The sequence below is a fragment of the Actinoallomurus sp. CA-142502 genome (assembly GCF_050936355.1).
GTDB lineage: Bacteria > Actinomycetota > Actinomycetes > Streptosporangiales > Streptosporangiaceae > Actinoallomurus > Actinoallomurus iriomotensis.
The window spans coordinates 6,421,146-6,438,379 of the sequence record NZ_JBNJMY010000001.1 but is presented as its reverse complement, the minus strand read 5'-3'; the positions used below and the strand labels follow the sequence as shown (position 1 = coordinate 6,438,379).

General features: G+C 66.3%; 15 protein-coding genes and 1 pseudogene. 8 read left to right on the top strand and 8 right to left on the bottom strand.

All coding sequences use genetic code 11. The features are described from left to right. Positions 1 to 39: 39 nt before the first annotated feature. Positions 40 to 1,005, top strand: coding sequence for a glucosyl-3-phosphoglycerate synthase (locus tag ACQEV1_RS30390; protein WP_433397948.1), 966 nt, complete (start codon positions 40 to 42; stop codon positions 1,003 to 1,005). Here ACQEV1_RS30390 and ACQEV1_RS30385 read toward each other — a convergent pair whose 3' ends face one another. Continuing rightward, positions 1,006 to 2,286, bottom strand: coding sequence for an MCE family protein (locus tag ACQEV1_RS30385; RefSeq protein ID WP_433397946.1), 1,281 nt, complete (start codon positions 2,284 to 2,286; stop codon positions 1,006 to 1,008). Between the two features lie 236 nt (positions 2,287 to 2,522). On the opposite strand from ACQEV1_RS30385, the gene ACQEV1_RS30380 reads away from it, so the two are divergent. Further along, positions 2,523 to 3,752 (top strand): acyl-CoA dehydrogenase family protein, encoded by a 1,230-nt coding sequence (locus ACQEV1_RS30380; protein ID WP_285622358.1) that lies wholly within the window; start codon positions 2,523 to 2,525, stop codon positions 3,750 to 3,752. 815 nt (positions 3,753 to 4,567) lie between these two features. Here the strand turns inward: ACQEV1_RS30380 and ACQEV1_RS30375 are convergent. The 5 genes and pseudogenes from ACQEV1_RS30375 to ACQEV1_RS30355 form a co-directional block, all read right to left on the bottom strand. Then, a complete protein-coding gene (locus tag ACQEV1_RS30375; RefSeq protein WP_433397944.1) occupies positions 4,568 to 5,125 on the bottom strand; it encodes a DUF6328 family protein in 558 nt (185 codons plus the stop codon). After that, positions 5,122 to 5,736: a DUF6328 family protein gene (locus ACQEV1_RS30370; protein WP_433397942.1), complete on the bottom strand. Its 615-nt coding sequence runs from the start codon at positions 5,734 to 5,736 to the stop codon at positions 5,122 to 5,124. The genes ACQEV1_RS30375 and ACQEV1_RS30370 overlap by 4 nt, the downstream gene beginning before the upstream one ends. A 371-nt stretch (positions 5,737 to 6,107) precedes the next feature. After that, positions 6,108 to 6,653 carry a RidA family protein gene (locus ACQEV1_RS30365; protein ID WP_433397940.1) on the bottom strand — a complete coding sequence of 182 codons (546 nt, stop codon included), beginning with the start codon at positions 6,651 to 6,653 and terminating at the stop codon, positions 6,108 to 6,110. Between the two features lie 364 nt (positions 6,654 to 7,017). Next, positions 7,018 to 7,320 (bottom strand): hypothetical protein, encoded by a 303-nt coding sequence (locus ACQEV1_RS30360; RefSeq protein ID WP_433397938.1) that lies wholly within the window; start codon positions 7,318 to 7,320, stop codon positions 7,018 to 7,020. After that, positions 7,317 to 7,723, bottom strand: a pseudogene (locus ACQEV1_RS30355) (transposase). Before ACQEV1_RS30355 ends, ACQEV1_RS30360 begins: the two are co-directional and overlap by 4 nt. 350 nt (positions 7,724 to 8,073) lie before the next feature. On the opposite strand from ACQEV1_RS30355, the gene ACQEV1_RS30350 reads away from it, so the two are divergent. From ACQEV1_RS30350 to ACQEV1_RS30335, 4 genes are all read left to right on the top strand, one after another. Then, complete coding sequence (locus ACQEV1_RS30350) at positions 8,074 to 10,374, top strand: ATP-binding protein (RefSeq protein ID WP_433397936.1); 2,301 nt, start codon at positions 8,074 to 8,076, stop codon at positions 10,372 to 10,374. A 232-nt stretch (positions 10,375 to 10,606) separates the two neighbouring features. Continuing rightward, a complete protein-coding gene (locus ACQEV1_RS30345) occupies positions 10,607 to 10,915 on the top strand; it encodes a WhiB family transcriptional regulator (RefSeq protein WP_433397934.1) in 309 nt (102 codons plus the stop codon). Between the two features lie 13 nt (positions 10,916 to 10,928). Further along, positions 10,929 to 11,126 carry a DUF5999 family protein gene (locus ACQEV1_RS30340; RefSeq protein WP_433397932.1) on the top strand — a complete coding sequence of 66 codons (198 nt, stop codon included), beginning with the start codon at positions 10,929 to 10,931 and terminating at the stop codon, positions 11,124 to 11,126. Between the two features lie 453 nt (positions 11,127 to 11,579). Continuing rightward, positions 11,580 to 12,515, top strand: coding sequence for an alpha/beta hydrolase (locus tag ACQEV1_RS30335; protein WP_433397930.1), 936 nt, complete (start codon positions 11,580 to 11,582; stop codon positions 12,513 to 12,515). Between the two features lie 23 nt (positions 12,516 to 12,538). Here ACQEV1_RS30335 and ACQEV1_RS30330 read toward each other — a convergent pair whose 3' ends face one another. Next, on the bottom strand, positions 12,539 to 13,366 hold the full coding sequence (locus tag ACQEV1_RS30330; RefSeq protein WP_433397929.1) for a class I SAM-dependent methyltransferase: 828 nt from the start codon (positions 13,364 to 13,366) through the stop codon (positions 12,539 to 12,541). 211 nt (positions 13,367 to 13,577) lie between these two features. On the opposite strand from ACQEV1_RS30330, the gene ACQEV1_RS30325 reads away from it, so the two are divergent. Further along, the gene (locus ACQEV1_RS30325; protein WP_433397927.1) at positions 13,578 to 15,782 is read left to right on the top strand and encodes a hypothetical protein; all 2,205 of its coding nucleotides are present in this window, start codon (positions 13,578 to 13,580) and stop codon (positions 15,780 to 15,782) included. 119 nt (positions 15,783 to 15,901) lie between these two features. Then, positions 15,902 to 16,129, top strand: a complete 228-nt coding sequence (locus ACQEV1_RS30320; protein WP_433397925.1) for a hypothetical protein — start codon at positions 15,902 to 15,904, stop codon at positions 16,127 to 16,129. Here ACQEV1_RS30320 and ACQEV1_RS30315 read toward each other — a convergent pair. Then, positions 16,120 to 17,136 (bottom strand): cytochrome P450, encoded by a 1,017-nt coding sequence (locus ACQEV1_RS30315; protein WP_433397923.1) that lies wholly within the window; start codon positions 17,134 to 17,136, stop codon positions 16,120 to 16,122. The two genes, ACQEV1_RS30320 and ACQEV1_RS30315, sit on opposite strands and share 10 nt — an antisense overlap. Between the last annotated feature and the right edge of the window lie 98 nt (positions 17,137 to 17,234).

The window sequence follows — 17,234 nt, the reverse complement described above, 5'->3', positions numbered from 1 at the left end:
TCAATGGGCACAAGCCACCCAGGAGAAGGGGGACCCCCGTTGCTGCCCCAGGTCGAGGATTGGCTGCGCCGCCGCACGAGCTCCGCCGCGGACTGGCCGGTGGAGGAGCTGCTCGAGGCGAAGGGCGGTACGACGGTGAGCGTCGTGCTGCCGGCCCGTGACGAACGCGAGACGGTCGGGGAGATCGTCGCGGCCATCCGCCGCGACCTCGTCGACGGCGCGCCCCTGGTGGACGAGGTGATCGTCGTCGACTCGCGCTCCACCGACGACACCGCCGCGGTCGCCGCGGCCGCGGGCGCCCTCGTGGTCGCCCAGGACGACGTGCTGCCGCAGCTCCCGCCGATGTCCGGCAAGGGGGAGGCGCTCTGGAAGTCGATGCACGTCGCCCGCGGCGACCTGCTGGTCTTCGTGGACGCCGACCTGCGCGACTTCACGTCGGCGTTCGTCGCCGGCCTGCTCGGCCCGCTGCTGACCGACCCGTCCGTCGGTTACGTCAAGGCCTGCTACGACCGCCCGTTCGTGAACGGCGGCACGACCGTGGCCCACGGCGGCGGCCGGGTGACCGAGCTCGTCGCGCGGCCCCTGATCAACATGCACTGGCCCCTGCTCGCCGGCGTCCTCCAGCCGCTCGGCGGCGAGTACGCCGGCCGCCGAGCGCTGCTCGAACGCCTGCCCTTCGTCACCGGGTACGGCGTGGAACTCGGCCTCCTGGTCGACGTGCTGGAGTACGCCGGCCTCGACGCGATCGCCCAGGTGGACCTCGGCACCCGCGTGCACCGCCACCAGTCCGCCGAGGCGCTCGGCGGCATGTCCGGGCAGATCATGCAGACGGCCTGGTCGCGGCTCGAGCGCCAGGGCCGGGTCGTACGCCTCGAACCGCCGTCGACCACGCTCACGCAGTTCCGGCGCGTCGCCGGCGGCCATGAGATCCGGCTCAGCGACGTGGCCGTCGGGGAGCGGCCGCCGGTGATCGAGGTGGCGGACCACCTCCGCTCGGCCGTCTGATCAGGGACTGCCCGGCGGCGAGAGGATGCCGCCGAAGGTCGGGTCGGGGTTGGTGGAGTTCTTGGCGCTCGGGCTCCGGCCCTGACTCTGGCTCTGCGCGGGCGCGTTGCCGCCGTACGCGTCCGCGGGCGGCGGGACGACGTCGTAGTGGGTCGTCGCCGTGGTCAGCGGCGACAGGTCGAGGCCGAGCGCGTTCAGCGGCACGCCGAGGGCGTTGAGCGGCTTGAGCAGCGCCTCGCACTGCTTGGGCGGTGCGCCGAGGGAGTAGGCCAGCGAGCACAGCCACATGGCGATGTTCTGCGACTGCTGCAGGTTGAGACGCGCGTGCAGCGTGCCGTCCTGCGGGTCGTACACGCTGGCGGCGTTGGCGGCGGCCACCGGCGCCTTGTCCAGGAACTGCTGCAGCGCCGCCTTCTCCTTCACCAGGACACCCGTGATCTGGGCGAGCCCCTGGACGTTAGCGGCGATCTCGGTCTTGTTCTGCTTGACGAAGCCCGCGACCTCCCGCAGCGCCACCGACAGGCTGCTGACCGCGGCCCGCAGCTCGGCCTTCTCGCCGTTGAGAGTGCTCGACACCGAGGCGAGGTTCTGGGAGAAGGAGCGGATCTGCCGGTCGCTCGCGGCCATCGCCTGAGTGATCTTGGCGAGGTTCTGCACCGTCTGGGTGGCGTTGCCGCGGTTGTCGGACAGGACCCGGCTGACCTCGGACAGGTCCTGCAGGGTCTGCTTGAAGTTCTCGCCCTGCCCGTTGAGGGTCTCCGCGCTCGACTTGAGCAACCGGGACAGCGAGCCGTTGGCGTTGGCGCCCTGCGGGCCGAGGGCCTTGGTCAGCTCGTTGACCGCCTGGTTGGCGTCGTCCAGCTCGACCGGCACGGCCGTGCTCGACAGCGGGAGCGTCGCGCCGTCCTTGAGCGCCGCGCCGTTGCGGTAGACCGGCGTGAACTGGATGTAGCGGTCGGCGACCAGCGACGGCACGATGATCACGGCCTGGGCGGTGGCCGGCACCTTGCGCTTGGCGTCGTAGGCCATCTTGATCTCGACCATGTTGCCCTTGGGCGTGACCTTGGTGACCTTGCCGACCTTCACCCCGAGAACGCGGACCTCGGTGCCGGGGTAGACGCCCGTGGCGCGCTCGAAGTAGGCGGTGACGTGGGTCTGGGGCTCGCCGGGCCACAGCACGGCCACGAGCGAGGCGGCCACGATGACGACGAGCAGGAGAGCGCCGTACGTGAGTACGGGAGTGCGGGCATTCCGGCGGCGGCCGGAGCGGAGCAGACCCACGCAAGCTCCCATTCTTCTGGAGTGACCTGGGCGGAGCGCGAAATAAGTTACCTCTTACCGCAGGCCGGGGGTACCGGTTGTTACAGCCTCGTGACTCGCCATGCATGAGTCAACAGTTCTTTTGGCGCATTTGTGAATCTGGCCACGATGTTACCGGCGGTAACGCCATCGGGTCTACGCTAAGAGACACCGAGTCCAATAGCCCGGCCCTTGGGCCGCCCCGAGACGGAGGAAACATGTCGGACGACGGCGCCCCGGCCTTCTCGCTCGAACTGCCCGAGGACATCCAGCAGGTCAAGGACTGGGTGCACGAGTTCGCCAAGGACGTGATCCGGCCGGCGGGCGAGGAGTGGGACGAGCGGGAGGAGACGCCGTGGCCGATCCTTCAGGAGGCCGCCAAGATCGGCCTGTACTCGCTCGACTTCTTCGCCCAGCAGTGGTTCGAGGAGTCCGGTCTCGGCATCCCGGTCGCCTTCGAGGAGCTGTTCTGGGGTGACGCGGGCATCGGCCTGTCCCTCGTCGGCTCCGGCCTGGCCGCCGTGTCGGTCGCGGCCACCGGCACGCCCGAGCAGACGGGGGAGTGGGTGCCCCAGATGTTCGGGACGCCGGACGACGTCAAGCTCGGCGCGTTCTGCGCCTCCGAGCCCGACGCCGGCTCCGACGTCGGCTCGATCCGTACCCGCGCGGAGTACGACGAGGCCAAGGACGAGTGGGTGCTCAACGGCACGAAGACCTGGGCCACGAACGGCGGCATCGCGAACGTGCACGTCGTCGTCGCGTCGGTCGACCCGTCGCTCGGAACGCGCGGCCAGGCGAGCTTCATCGTCCCGCCCGGCACGCCCGGCCTGTCGCAGGGCCAGAAGTTCCGCAAGCACGGCATCCGCGCCTCCCACACCGCCGAGGTCATCCTGGACGGCGTGCGCGTGCCCGGCTCGTGCCTCGTCGGCGGCAAGGAGAAACTCGACGAACGCCTCGCCCGCGTGCGCGAGGGCAAACGCGCCGCCGGCCAGGCGGCGATGCGCACGTTCGAGGCGTCCCGCCCGACCGTCGGCGCCATGGCCGTCGGCATCGCCCGCGCCGCGTACGAGTACGCCCTGGACTACGCACGCGACCGCGAGCAGTTCGGCCGCAAGATCGGCGACTTCCAGGCGATCGCCTTCAAACTGGCCGACATGAAGACGTCGATCGACGCCGCCCGCCTGCTGGTCTGGCGCGCCGCCTGGATGGCCCGCAACGGCAAGGACTTCGGCAGCGCGGAGGGCTCGATGGCCAAACTGTACGCGGGCGAGACCGCGGTGAAGGTGACCGAGGAGGCCATCCAGATCCTCGGCGGCAATGGCTACACCCGCGACTACCCGGTCGAGCGCTGGCACCGCGACAGCAAGATCTTCACGATCTTCGAGGGCACCTCGGAGATCCAGCGCCTGGTCATCGGCCGCACGGTGACGGGACTGCCGGTACGGTAGCGTCTCCGCAGGTCACCGGCATTGCTTGGTGATCGCCTCACGGGTTGGAGGCGTGCCGTTCAGCCTTCCGCGAATGCGCGTCGGTCTCGGCCCTTTCCCGTTGTTTCCCCGCCCGGTGCTGAGTTGGTGCTGACAGCCTAACCGTTAGCCATGCGCCGTGGACTGGACAGCGGCGTCGATGTCTGTCTGTGCGTCGAGACGCCAGGGGGTCGCGCCGCTGAGCTCGGACGGCACTGCCTCGTCGGTCTGTTTCTCGGGGATCGGGCCGGTGCGTAACCGGCGAAATGCTCAAGGTGGACGGTGACCAGGCGGGTGGGTCTGCACTTGCACGGGGAACCGCGGTCGGATCCGTTCGTGTCCGTGGGAAGTGACCCAAGCCGGCGCGGGCCGAGAGCGGTTCCGTACTGGCTCGGGCGCCGTGTTGCCCGCATAGGTCGTCCTTGGCCCATGGATGAGCAGCGCGTTCACCCCGCGTGTGACTTCGCCACCCAACGGCGAGTTCGTCCGGCGGGTTTGGCCACGCTCGCGCGACGAGAGATGTCTACGCGAGTCCGGGTTCGCGGGAGTAGTTCGGCTCGACGCCGTCCCCCATCCACAGGTGCCTGGCTAGATCGGGGGTCGGCCCCACCCGTCGAAACGGTATTTCGTATGCGGGCTGCCACGGAAGCAGCCTGTGCCAACGATGCTCCAATTCTGCCGGAAGAATTCGATGACGCGTCCATCTGCGAGGGCAACGTCCTGGCGACGGGAGTCGTCCGCGGCCAACCAGTCGGCGGCGGGTCCAGGGCAGGGGCAGCCCCCTGCCCTGAAGGCGATCAGCGGCAGCGGTTGAGGTTGATGAACGGCATGACGTACCAGCAGCCGACGAACCAGGCCACGATGCCGGCGGTGATGGCCCCTGCCGCCCAGTTGCCGGTCACCGCGACGAAGACGAGGGTCAGGGCGCTGACCATGGAGATCAGCATGAAGCCCATTGCGACCTGGGTCAGGCGATTGGCCGCCTGTACGAGTTCGCGCTTCATCCGGTGGCCGTACACCAGGCGGTGGAACGCCGCTGGCGCGATCAGCAGGCCGCTCGTCGCCACGCCGGCGATCAGGCTCGTCACGTACAGGACGCGGTCGGCCGCCGTGTGCACGGCGAACTCGGGCGCGAACGGAGCGGTCAGCAGGAAGCCCACGAGGAGCTGCACACCGGTCTGCGCGACGCGTACCTCCTGGAGGATCTCGGCGAACGACCGGTCCGCCCGCCGCAGCGTCGGCGTCATCACGTCGGACCGCGCATGCCTGCAGCCGGGGCACTCCGGCCAGCTCGCCATGTCATCCGTCTCGCCCGCGGACGCCGCCGCACGGGTCTCGTCCTGGACCGCGGTCATGACTTCACCGCCGCACCCGGCACTTCGCCGTGGTCGTGCCGGCGCCGGTTCGCCATCGGCATGACGAACCACAGGAACGCACACCAGACCACCAGTCCGGCGCCCAGCGAACCGGCCAGGGCCCAGTCGAGGACGCAGCTGAGTACGAGGATCACCGCGGCGCCCACCGAGACCAGCACCAGCGCGAGCCCGATCAACGCGCACCGGTGAGCCGTACGTACGAGGTGCCGTCGCAGGTCCGGACGGTGCAGCACCAGCCGGTTGAAGGACGTCGGTGCGATCAGCATCGCCAGCGCCGCCGCGGCCGAGACCAGTGAGATGACGTAGAAGTGATGCTGCCACGGCCCGGACTGCTGGAACCGTGACGTGAAGGCCAGTCCGAGCAGGAAGGCGAGGAGGATCTGCACACCGCACTGTGCGATGCGCACCTCCTGGAGGATCTCTGCGTATACGCGGTCGAGGCGTGCTCGCGAGGTCTCGCCTCGAACCTGCAGGTTCCAGTGTTCGTGCTCCACCGCCGTGGAACATGAACAGGGCTCTTTCTCTCCGGTACGCGACCGCGCCGTGCGACGCCGGCCTGCCCAGTGCTTCGCTCCACCTTCTACGGCCATCTCAGGCCCCAACACTGTCACGAGTCCACGCCTCCTACCGAACGGTTAAAAAACCCCCGTTGAACACACAGTTAAGTACGTCGTTTCGCACCCCTGTAGTTCATGGTCGATCGCGGGTTTTTTCGCCGGGGCGGCGGGCGGGGACGTGGTCGCCGCGGCGGCGGCACCGGGAAGGTCCAGGCGCGCGTGAGTGGTCCGGGAGTTGCAGGTTTGGCCAGGAGCAGGCGAAAGCTGCTGGTAGATGGGTTGATCACCACAACCCATACCGTCCGGCCAGAAGTTTTCGGGCGCTGTCCTGCCGTACCGCCGTCGATTTGTCGCGTTCAAAGCTAGGCAGGCGACTTTGAATCGCCCTGGATTCATGTCGAGCTTTATGGCAGTGCCCGGCAGGCAGTCACCTCGATCTCAATCATGAGTCCGGGAACAAGGAGCTGGTTCACCTGAATTGTCGTGGAGGTCGGGAATGGCCCGTCAGCGTAGATGCTCTTGCGATACGGCAAGGCGTCGGTCAAGGCGGCCATATCGGTTACATACATGTTCTCGCGCACGACATGGCGAAAGTCGAGACCGTATTCGGCCAGGCTCTCTCTGATGCGCTGGTAGATGAATTTCATCTGAGCGGCGAGGTCGCCGGAGGCGACGGGGTTGAAGTCCCGGTCGAGTGCCGCCGTACCCGACAGCCATAGAGTGTTGTCCACGCGGACGCCCTGAGAGAAGCCGAGGGAATGTTGCTGTGCCTCCCAGTAGTAGAAGAGGTCGGTGCGCTTGGGCGCTACGGCTGCCGACGCCTCGGGAGTGGCGAGTTGGCCGGTGATAGCGGCTACTCCCGCAGCGCCGACGCCGGTCAGGAGACGGCGGCGGCCTGCTCCGTTATCGCGTAGGAACTCGTCTGAGTTCGGCTTGCTCTGAGCAGTCATCTTTGCGCGTCTCCTGTGATGAGGGAGGTAAAGTATTGGAGGTCGCTCCTATGGGAAGCGTGGCGACAACCAGAGACGGCCATCACAACGCGGCCTGCGCTTTCAGCTAAAAGCGCACGCGGCTCCAGTCAGTCCTCGTGGGAACCAAGAGCGGAAATGATCCGCTGCTCGCTGAGGGAGAGCTGTATCGTCCCGGGCGGGCTCGTAACTCGTAAGTAGTCAATGGTGGGAGCGGCGCCCATGGAAAACCCTCCTGGCCGTTGTTTCGGTTATCCGAATCCGGCGCATTGGCGTGGCTAGAGAGAGTGTTTGTCCGCTACGGGGCTTTCGTCAAGGTCTATGAGCCAAAATCTTTAAGAGGCTGTCAGCGATAGGCCGGCGCCGACGCCGGCAGCGCCCACCGGGCACCGGGCACCGGCGATGCCGCCTGCCGGACCGGCACGATCACCAGCCACCGCCCGGCGTCCGCCGGCGTCGGCGTTCCGACCGCTGAGGTGGCCGGTAGCGGCAGCACCGCATCCGGAACGGGTGCCGGCGACGTGCCCTGTCGTGCCAGAGATTCAGGGGAGAGGGTTGGTGCCAACGACCGGAGTTGAACTCCCCTGGTCTCAATGCCGTTCTCCCGGCAGCCCTGCCCGGCCGCGCTCAACGGCACCGCCTCGATCACGCCGCCTCGAGGCCGGCGTGGGCGTCGCTGATGACCAACCCGACCCCGTGGAGCCCGCGGTCTTGAGCGAACGCAGGAACGCGGTCCAGAACACGCCGTCCTCGCTGTCCCCGACATGAAACCCCCAGCACCTCGCGGCGTCCGTCCGCGGCGACTCGGTCGCGACCACCACGGCTTGGGAGACCATCCGGTGATCGACCCGGGCCTTGCAGTACGTCGCGTCCAAGAACACGTGCCGAAACGGCTGATCGGCCGGCGACCGGTCGCGGAACGCGGCGATTGCGACGTCGAGTTCGGCGCAGATCCTGCCGGCTTCGGATTTGGAGATGCCGGTGTCGGCGCCGAGGGCTTCGACCAGGTCGGCGGCCTTGCGGGTGGAGGTGCCGTGCAGGTGGGCCTCCATGCTCGCCGCGAATAGTGACTGGTCCACTCATGCGGCGCCGCGCCGATCACCGAGGTCGGTTCCGCTTCGACCAGAGCCTGGTAGATCGTGGGCCCGCCTGGCGGATCCGATCCTCGACATCAGCGCCATTGAGCACATCGAGGGCCCCGGTCAGGGCAGACTGGTCCAGAGCCATCGTGTGATGTGCCCCTTTCGAGAGGACCATTGGCGTGGATCTTGTTGACCGCCACCCTTGGCGTGTGAGTCACCACGCCGAGGAGCCCGACCACTTTCACCAAGCTGGGACGTCACCCGAGACGACGCCTGCTGGACTTCTTTCGCCGTGATGTCGGCAGGTGATCCCCTGCGTCATGTCTGACCTGAGCGGCTGCGGAGAAGGGAGTAGTCCCATCACCGATCGACTTGGCTTCGCGGAGTTGCTGCGACGTCATCGGCGCGCGGCGAACCTGACGCTGGAGCAACTCGCCGAAGCGTCGGGGGTGAGCGTCCGGACTCTCTCGGACATGGAGCGGGGGCGTAGCCGGGGACCTCAACATCGGACCGTCATCGCTCTCGCCAAGGCGCTTGCTCTCGCCGAGGAAGCCAGTGACCAGCTCGTTCAACTGGCGCGAGATGGCCGGCTGCGGACTCACTGGACACGTCCGACCGGTCTTTGTAACCTTCCCCGGTCCGTTGACGACTTCACCGGCCGAACCGCGGAACTCGACTGGATCGATGATCTGGTTCGCACCGGTGACTCGCCGGGTACGGCCGGCGTGGGACTCGTCACCGGCCCGGCCGGTCTGGGAAAGACCACGTTCGTCGTTCGCGCCGCGCACGTCCTGAGGCCGGAGTTTCCGGATGGGGTGCTGTTCCTGGACCTGTTCGGCATGTCCCCTCAGCCCCTCGCCGTGGACGAGGCCTTGGCGCTGCTGCTTCGTGCGCTCGATACCGCAGAGCGGCAGATACCTCATGATGTGCCGGGACGTGCTTCGTTGTACCGAGCGTTGATGGGGGACAAACGCGTTCTGGTCGTGCTCGACAACGCCGCCTCCGAGGAGCAGGTCCGTCCGCTGCTGCCGGGCCCTGGTGGGGTAAGGGCTCTGGTGACCAGTCGGCGGCTGCTGGCCGGCCTGGAGGGTGTACGCAGGCTGAGCCTGACGCCTTTGTCCCTGGTGGAGTCCGCCGACCTGCTGACGGGAATCGTGGGTGAGTCCTCCACCTCGGACCAGAAGACCGCATTCACCGCGCTCGCTGGTCTGTGCGGTGGGTTGCCACTCGCGCTGCGGATCATAGGAAACCGATTGGTCAGTCGGCCCGAATGGAGCGCTGCCGAACTCGCATCGCGATTGGCCGGTGAGGAGCGCCGTCTCCACCACTTCAGGGCCGGCGACCTCAAGATCGCCAATGCGTTCGGGATGTCCTATGGACAACTCCCGGCCACCGCGCAGAAGGTCTTCCGCCGACTCGCACTGGTGCCGGGCCGGGGCTTCGACGCCACTCTCGCCGCGGTGGTCGGCGAGCTCCCGATCGAGGACGCCTGGGACGCTCTCGACGAACTCGTCGACCTCGGCCTGCTCCAGGACAGCACCTCGGGTCGCTACCGCTTCCACGATCTGGTCCGCCTGTTCGCCCGCGAACGGCTGGACGCGGACGACACCGATGCCGAGCGTGACACGATCAGCGAGACGCTGATGTCGTGGCTGCTGCGGATGGCCACCACCGCCGGACGATGGTTCGAACCCGCTTACGGCCCTGCGAATCGGGCCGACGCCGACCTCGCCGAACTGTCCTCCCCGGAGGAAGCCGACCGCTGGCTGCGTGTGAACGTCGACAACTGGCTCGGCGCACTGCGGTATGCGGCACGCAGCGCTCAGCACGCCCGAGTTCTCGACGGTGCCGAGTCGATGCACTGGTTCTCGGACCGGTGGGTGCACGCACCGCACTGGCACGAGGTCTTCACGCTCGGTGCGGAGGCCGCCGCCGCCTTGGGCGATCTGGCACAGCAGGCCACACAGCTGAACTATCTCGCGTGGGTTCATCTGGTGCCGCCGTACGATCCAGAGGCCGCGTTGCGGTCTGTGGCCCAGGCATTGGATCTGGCAACGCGAAGCGGAACCACGGCCCAGATCGCATGGGCTCACCAATACTCCGCGGCCGCGTATCGACTGCTCGGACGGCTCGACGAAGCCATTGGCTCGGCATCCTTGGCGGCGCAGATGTTCAAGGCCATCGGCGACATGGACGCGTACGGGCCCTGTCTCGACAACGTCGGCGACTGCCTCGTCGAGGCCGGACGCTACGACGAGGCATTGGAGCAATACCTCAAGTCCCATGAACTGACGAGCACCGAGGGATCCGGGATGACTCCGAGCATCGCGGTACTCCTTCGGCCGTACTCGCTCGCCCGAGTCGGTGAATGCCTGAGGTTGCTCGGTCGCCAAGCCGAAGCGATAACCGCGCTGACCGAAGCGACCGCTCTCATGGATCAATCCCAGGTGTCCAACTTCCGGGGTGGTCGCGCCTTGGAAGGACTCGGGGCCCTCCTGGCCGAGGAGGGCCGGACCGAGGAGAGCCGCCGAGCGTACGAGCGTGCGGCGGAGGTGTTCGAGGAGATCGGTGACGCCGAGGCGAGCAGCCGCTGCCGCGACCTGACGACCGCCACCCGCTGACCCCGTCGGAGGCACCGCGCGCAGAATTACTGCTGTACTTCTTCGTACTGTTCTGCGCGGTCTGTCGGCAGGGTCTCTACGAGGACCTCGCCACGCCTCTTGATCACCGCCGATGGAGGGTCACCGCACCTCGAGCTGCCCCGGATGTGCCTCACCGGTCCTGATCGAGTGAACGGCGCCGGACGCCGCACGCGTATTCATTTATGAACGCAGCGCGCAGAGGAGGCACCAGATGGCCCACTTGACCAAGAGCACCGGGACAGATCCGGACGGCAAGGCCGGTTGGCGTGCGCGAGCCGCGTGCCTGCAGTTCGATTCAGCGCTTTTCTTCCCCGACCGCGTGACCTATCTGAAAAAGGACGTCGGCACCGCGAAGGCGATCTGCTTCCGGTGCCCCGTACGCGAAGAGTGCCTCCAGACCGCGTTGGACAGCGGCGAGCGGGTCGGCATCTGGGGTGGCCTCACGCCCGTCGAGCGCGCGAACCTGCACCGCCGACAGCGTCGCGTCAGAGCCCAGGAAACCAGCACAGAAGACAGATAGGAAGAGGATCCTCATGTGCCAGCATCGGCCGCCATGCCCATCCGCGGATGCTTCCGATCATGACGCGGCTCGGCTGCTCGTGTTCTACCCGGAGCAGGGATGGGGGTTGCTGTGCAACGGCGTAATCGTTTTTGACGACACTGGAGAACTGCTACCCGACGGACGGAGTATCCCCATCCACCCCGCTTTGTCCGAGCCCACGGCCGCATAGGACTGCGTAAATCGTGCTCGGCAGGCACACGGACGTCGTTCACGCTGCCGTTGTCTCGTCGGACTCTGAGCTAGACCGCCGGCCTGGTCCGCCGGCACGCAACCAGATCCGGTCCAATGGCCACCTGCTCCACCCCTCCCAACAACCATGCTCGCGCTGGTCTACCTGCGCAAGAACGTGTCCTTGACTTCCACCGGCATCTGATGTTCCCTGTCATCAAAAGCGATAACGGACGTCAGTAAGGGGAGGGCGGGTGGCGTGAAGGACTGATTCTCTGCTCCGTTTGGGTGCCTTTCGTCATCGCACGGCGCGGTCTCTTCCGCGGCTCGCCGTGCTGCGGTTCGCTGCCTGACATTGCCGATGTCGCGTGCCTAGTATTTCCGTCCGTCAACCTTTCGAATAGGTCGGGCCCGCACCGAACACCGGATCCCCTTATCGAAAGGAACACAGCCCATGATTGATCGGACCGAGGTGCGCATCGGCTGCACATCACCGCTCGGCACCGAGTGGTCGGTGGCTGGCTGGCTCACCGTCCCCGAACCGGCTGTCCGGGGCGAACTCCAGATACTCCTGCACGGCGGGAGTTACGACCACCGGTACTGGGACTGGCCTCTGGACCGCGAGACCTACTCCTACGTCGAATACTGCCGCCGTAGCGGGCACGCCACGCTGGCCATCGACCGCGTCGGATCAGGTGCCAGTTCCAGGCCGCCGGGCCGGCTCAACACCGCCGCCGCGCAGGCCGACGCTCTGCGCGAGATCGTCACTGCGGCCCGCGACGGCAGCCTGGCCGGGATCGCCTTCGAACGCGTCGTCCTGGTGGGTCACTCGTTCGGCTCGATCCTGGCCGGACTGGCGGCCAGCGAGAACGGGGACGTCGATGCTGTGGTCTTCACCGGGCATCTGGGGATCGACTCCGGCGCCATGGACGATGACCCCCGATCCGGGATCTTGTTCCACGACGTGGCCGAAGATCCGGTGGTGGCCCACCTGTGCGGCCTTGTCGATGACGGATACCTCACCCTCAGGTCAGAGGCGCGAGTTCCCACGTTCTACGTGGCCGAAAACGCCGACGAGCGGGTCCTGGATGTGGATGAGAAGATCAAGGGTGTCATGACGTTGGGTGAGATATCCGATATGGGTACCGCCGCCGAGGCGTGGGAGCGCATCGATGTGCCCGTGCTCGCTCTGGTCGGGGAAAACGACGTGATGATGTTCGATTCCGACATCGAGGTCGACACCTACCAGGCCGTGAATCGGGTCAAGGGCAAAGCCCCGGAGAATTTCAGCTTCCAGGTCGTCCCGGCCACCGGCCATAACGTCAACCTGCACCGCAACGCCCGCAGCAGCTACGAACACATTCTGCGCTGGCTCGCATCCCTGGCCTGAGCCGGCCAAAGGGCGGACCACGCTCATCGGCGTACGCGTGCGTGGGTGAGCAGGAAGAGGACTGCGGGCCGGAGGGCGTCGGAGCGGTCCCAGAGTGTCGCGTCGACCGACTCACGCTGGCCGACCTGCTCGATCGTGTCGTAGCCGCGCTCCGCCAGCAGACCGGCGACGTCACCGGCGGACAGGAACGACAGCAGCGCCTCCCCCTGTTCCGCGGAGGAGGATGTGAGCCGGTCGATGTGGAACTGGCCGGTCTCGTCGCGCTGCCCGGCGGGCAGCATGGTGTCAAAAACGATCTCGGTACCGGGTGCGAACATGGCGATCGTCGTGAGGGTCTGGGCGATCGCCTCGCGGGTGAGGTACATGGTGACGCCGAGCCAGCTGAACAGGGCCGGACATGCCGGGTCGAAGCCGTGGTCGAGCAGCGCGCCCGCGAGCGGCTCGGTCTCCAGATCCACCGGCACGTACGTCACGTCCGGTGCCGTGAGGCCGGTACCGGCCACCTGGTCGCGTTTCCACTGCTGCGTGGCCGGGTGGTCGACCTCGAAGACCTTGACGCTGCCGTCGGTGCGGTAGGCGTACGAGTCGAGACCGGCGCCGAGAATGACGTACTGGCCGACGCCGTCGCGCACGGCGGCGGCGAGGTGTTCCTCGGTGTAGCGGTTCCGGGTGGTCACGGACACGCGGCCGCCGGCGAGGAGAGAGTCCCCGCTGTTCGCCTGATGATGGCCGACTAATACCTCGGCGTGCTCACCGAGCAGGGTGTACGCGGTCGTGTCGGCGAAGAGTGAAGGTGCCTGGTCGACGATGAGGTGGGCGGCGCGTGCGGCGGCGGCCAGGAGTGCGGTCATGCTGGGACTTCCGTCGCTTTTCACCGGGCGAGAGTACAACGTCTTCGCATTTTGCTGCGGCTGGTGATTTCCGGCCTCCAGTGAACCATTGGGCCGGCCGAAGCCGTGTCTGTTGTGGCGTCGCTCAGCTTTAGGGGGGTGGGTCACCGGCCATGCCCCATGGTCAATTAGTCCCGAGCTTTATAGGTGTTCCGCTTCGAGGAGTAATACGTTGATCGCGTTCGGGGAATGGTTCAAATCCAGCCGGAGCGCTACTGGCGCTGACGCCGCATGCCTGGAAGTCGCGCTCGGCCACCTGGTCAGTGAAACCGGCGGCGGCAGACGGTTCATCCCGACCTGGTCCGACAATTCGCGCCGGCCCGCATACTCCGCCGATCCGGTCGAGTGGGTCGCCGCCCACCCGGGGGAATGGCTGGCCTCAAGTCGGCACGTCCCGGCTGCTTCACTGTCGATGGAACGGTTCGATCCGGCCCGAGAACAGCCGAACGGTGAGGAACGCCGCCCGGGGTTGCTGGCCGGGCGCGCAACGCTGATCCGTGCGAATGTGCGCAAGGTCCAGACCAGCGGAGGCACGCGGGTGCGGGAGTTCACCCTCGCCCTGCCGGTCTTGCCGGGGGACCTGCCGTTGGCCGATGTCACTCGCTTCGAGGCCCGGCTGCAGGGCTTGCTCGATGCCCACATCAATCGCCGGTATCGACTCCCCCGATCACAAGACCAGTTGCATGTGTGGGTCGCGTTGACCCCCTTTCGATCCCACGGCGAGGGAATCCAACTCACCGCCACCCGGGCCACTCACGATGCCGACCAACTCCACCTTGACGTTGTGCATGACTCCGACGGCGTCCTCCTCCACGAGCTCCTTCACTACCTGGGGCTCGGTGACCGGTCCCACGACTTGTGGTCGCTGTTCCGTCACTCACCCGGCTCACCGGCGGTGCATGCCAACGGCCTGATGGCCAGAACGGACCCGGACACAGTCGAAGCGGGACTGCTTGACAGGGACCTCGAGCTGATCGAGGACGTCAGCGACTCCGGTCCCCACATCCCCGGCTCTGCTTCCGGCCGGTCCGCATTCGCCGAACGTGACGACGCGGTCGACGGCTACCGGGGTCTCCTGCCGGAGAGTGCGTTGAAAATCGCGGCAAGCCCCGACGCGATACCCGCTCATCCCCCTTCCCGGGTTCCCACCTGGTGGGGCATCGGCAGACAACCCGCGCAGCCGGGGCCCTACGACGGCGACTATTACACCTTGCCGGCCCAACTCTCCCGCCATCTTCACCGGCTGCCGGCCGCGCCCGGCGGCCGCTATCATTCGGCGCTCGCGGCCGGTGATCTCGCACGCGTATCAGACCTGATTCGAGAAGATCAACGCGAGGACAGAGCAAGAACCCTTGACCTTATTCTCGATCGTTCGACGGTCTCTACGGTCGGATTGACCGACCATCGCCTGCGCGAACTGCTCAACGATTCGCTATTGAGAGAATATCCTGAGATAGAAACATACCTTGTTCGCCACAACCAGCAGTCGACCGATGATAGGAACACCGGCATCGACCGGTGGCGTTCCGAAGGTTTCCGCCTCGATTCGGGAAAAATCACTGTTCACTATGATCCGACCGGCCCCAGTGGCCGTCTGGTCGGGCTCATAAAGCGTGCGGTCTACCTGGTCGAGGCCGCAGGCTTCGTGATTCCAGACCTAGTGGTATACCTGCCGAAATACGCTAGACGACTGGAAATCAGCGCCGACGCCTCTTCGGGAGTAGAAGAACTCCTCATCGCATCCCACGAGGAAGATGGTCTTGATGCATTCGCTCGGTTCTTTGCTCCGAACGAAATAATCATAAGTGCTGAGCTGGCGGCCATCGAAGATCCCGACAGAGAGGCGAATCGAAACCCCTACGGACTCGAGGACTCGTTCGATGAGAAGGCGGTGGCCCAGATCATTCACGAACTCGGCCACCACCTCCATAGTCACCAGAGTCCATATATCGTAGCGCACTTGTGGAATACGGCACTACTAGATCCAAGTGTAGGCGCCGAGATCGGGTCCGTCAGCGAATACGCATCAGTGGGAGACTCGATCGAGGAGTTCGTAGCGGAGTATTTTTTGAGTTATGTGTTCGAGAAGCCCTACTCCCGCGAAGTCGACGTAGGCTTTCTGGAACAGCTCTATCGGGATCTGGGCGGTCCGCTTCCACGTCTTGGCCGGCGCGATATCGGTCCCGACATCGATGGCGAGAAGCTACGCATCCTGACGGCGAGGGTGAACGCCATTCTGTCCGCAGCCGGCGATCGGCGGATAATGACAGAGCAGATTGTTGCCGATTACCATGCTCGGCTGAGTCCCTATACCCGTCGACTGGTGCTGCGCGAAAGAGCTTTTTGGATCGTCCAGCGCATGCAACTCGAGCCATGAACGTAAGCGGCACGCAGCCCTCGCCCCGTGTGTACGGTCTTGACTTCTCTCCGCATCTGATGTTGCCTGTCCCCAAAATCTAGAACGGATGTCCGTAGTGGAGGTTCGCATGGCCGGGTGTGGGCGGGGCGCTGGTCAGGCGATTCTGTGCGGCATGGAGCAATCTGAACCCGTATGAGCTGGCGGGATACTTCGCCGAGAACGCCGTCTACCAGAACGTTCCGATCCCCGGAATCATCCTTGGTCGGGAAGCCATCGATGCGGAGCACGACGTGGACCTACCGATCATGGGCGTCTTCGAGCTGTCCGCTGACTTTGGTCATTTCACCTCCTGGACTCAGCGCTGATGAAAGATGACAGGTAGCGTGGTGAGGCCGCGAACCACCGGGCCGATCGTCCATTCGGGTCGATAGCCGTCGGCGAGGTGGTATCGGGGCGCCATCGCGAGGAGTTCTTCGGCGACGATGCGCATTTCCAGGCGGGCGAGGTGTTCGCCGAGGCAGCGGTGGATGCCGGAGCCGAACGCCACGTGCGGGTTGCGGCTTCGGGGGCAGACGAACTCCCCGGCGCGTTCGAACGTGGCCGGATCGCGGTTGGCGGAGGCGAGTACGAGCAGCACCCGTTCCGCATCGTCGAGCTTCTGCCCGGACAGGTCGGCGCCCCCGCGTACGGTGCGGGCCACGGAGACCACCGGCGCCTCCATGCGCAGGCTTTCGTCGATCATGTTGGGAATGAGTGCCGGGTCGGCGATCAACCGGTCTTTCAGGCCCTCCACGGTGGCGATGTGGTAGATCATCGTGCCGATACTGTGGACGGTGGTCTCGTGCCCTGCGATGACCAGCAGCAGGACCATGTAGAGCCGTTCCTGCGAGGTGAGCGGCCGCCCGTCGAACCGGCCTTTGCCGATCGCACCGATGACGGTCTCCTCGTCGCGTTCGCCGTCGAGGTGAGCCGAGAGATAGCTCGTGAACTCCCGCGCCACCCGCTCGTTCTCCGCGCGATCACCCGCGGCCGCCGTGACGAGGAGCCGGGTCGTCCACTCCACGAACCGCTCACCGTCTTCGGGCGGTAGCCCGAGAATGGCGGCGATCGCCATCGGCGGCAGGTAACGGGCCAGTGCGGGAATGACGTCGGCGCTGCCCTCATCGATCAGTTCGGTGAGGCGGTCGCGTACGAGCCGGCGTAGGAGCGGCTCGTATCGCGCCGCGCCCTGGCGGGTGAACTGCCGTTGAATGATCTTCCGGTAGGCGGTGTGCTCGGGTGGGTCGAAGGCGATCGGCGGCGACAGGATTCCATGGACACTGGGGATCGCGACGCCACCGGTACTGCTGTAGGTCCGCGGATCGCCGGTCACCTCCTTGACGGCTTCGTGTGTGAGCGCCGCCCAAAAGCCCCCGTGCTTGGCACTGTGCACGATCGGACAGCCGTCCCGCACTTCCGCGAACACCTCGT

Excerpts from the sequence above, each read along its gene's own strand:
- ACQEV1_RS30380 (WP_285622358.1), top strand. The coding sequence starts at position 2,523 with ATGTCGGACGACGGCGCCCCGGCCTTCTCGCTCGAACTGCCCGAGGAC.
- ACQEV1_RS30375 (WP_433397944.1), bottom strand. The coding sequence starts at position 5,125 with ATGACCGCGGTCCAGGACGAGACCCGTGCGGCGGCGTCCGCGGGCGAG.
- ACQEV1_RS30370 (WP_433397942.1), bottom strand. The coding sequence starts at position 5,736 with ATGGCCGTAGAAGGTGGAGCGAAGCACTGGGCAGGCCGGCGTCGCACG.
- ACQEV1_RS30365 (WP_433397940.1), bottom strand. The coding sequence starts at position 6,653 with ATGACTGCTCAGAGCAAGCCGAACTCAGACGAGTTCCTACGCGATAAC.
- ACQEV1_RS30350 (WP_433397936.1), top strand. The coding sequence starts at position 8,074 with ATGTCTGACCTGAGCGGCTGCGGAGAAGGGAGTAGTCCCATCACCGAT.
- ACQEV1_RS30345 (WP_433397934.1), top strand. The coding sequence starts at position 10,607 with ATGGCCCACTTGACCAAGAGCACCGGGACAGATCCGGACGGCAAGGCC.
- ACQEV1_RS30340 (WP_433397932.1), top strand. The coding sequence starts at position 10,929 with ATGTGCCAGCATCGGCCGCCATGCCCATCCGCGGATGCTTCCGATCAT.
- ACQEV1_RS30335 (WP_433397930.1), top strand. The coding sequence starts at position 11,580 with ATGATTGATCGGACCGAGGTGCGCATCGGCTGCACATCACCGCTCGGC.
- ACQEV1_RS30330 (WP_433397929.1), bottom strand. The coding sequence starts at position 13,366 with ATGACCGCACTCCTGGCCGCCGCCGCACGCGCCGCCCACCTCATCGTC.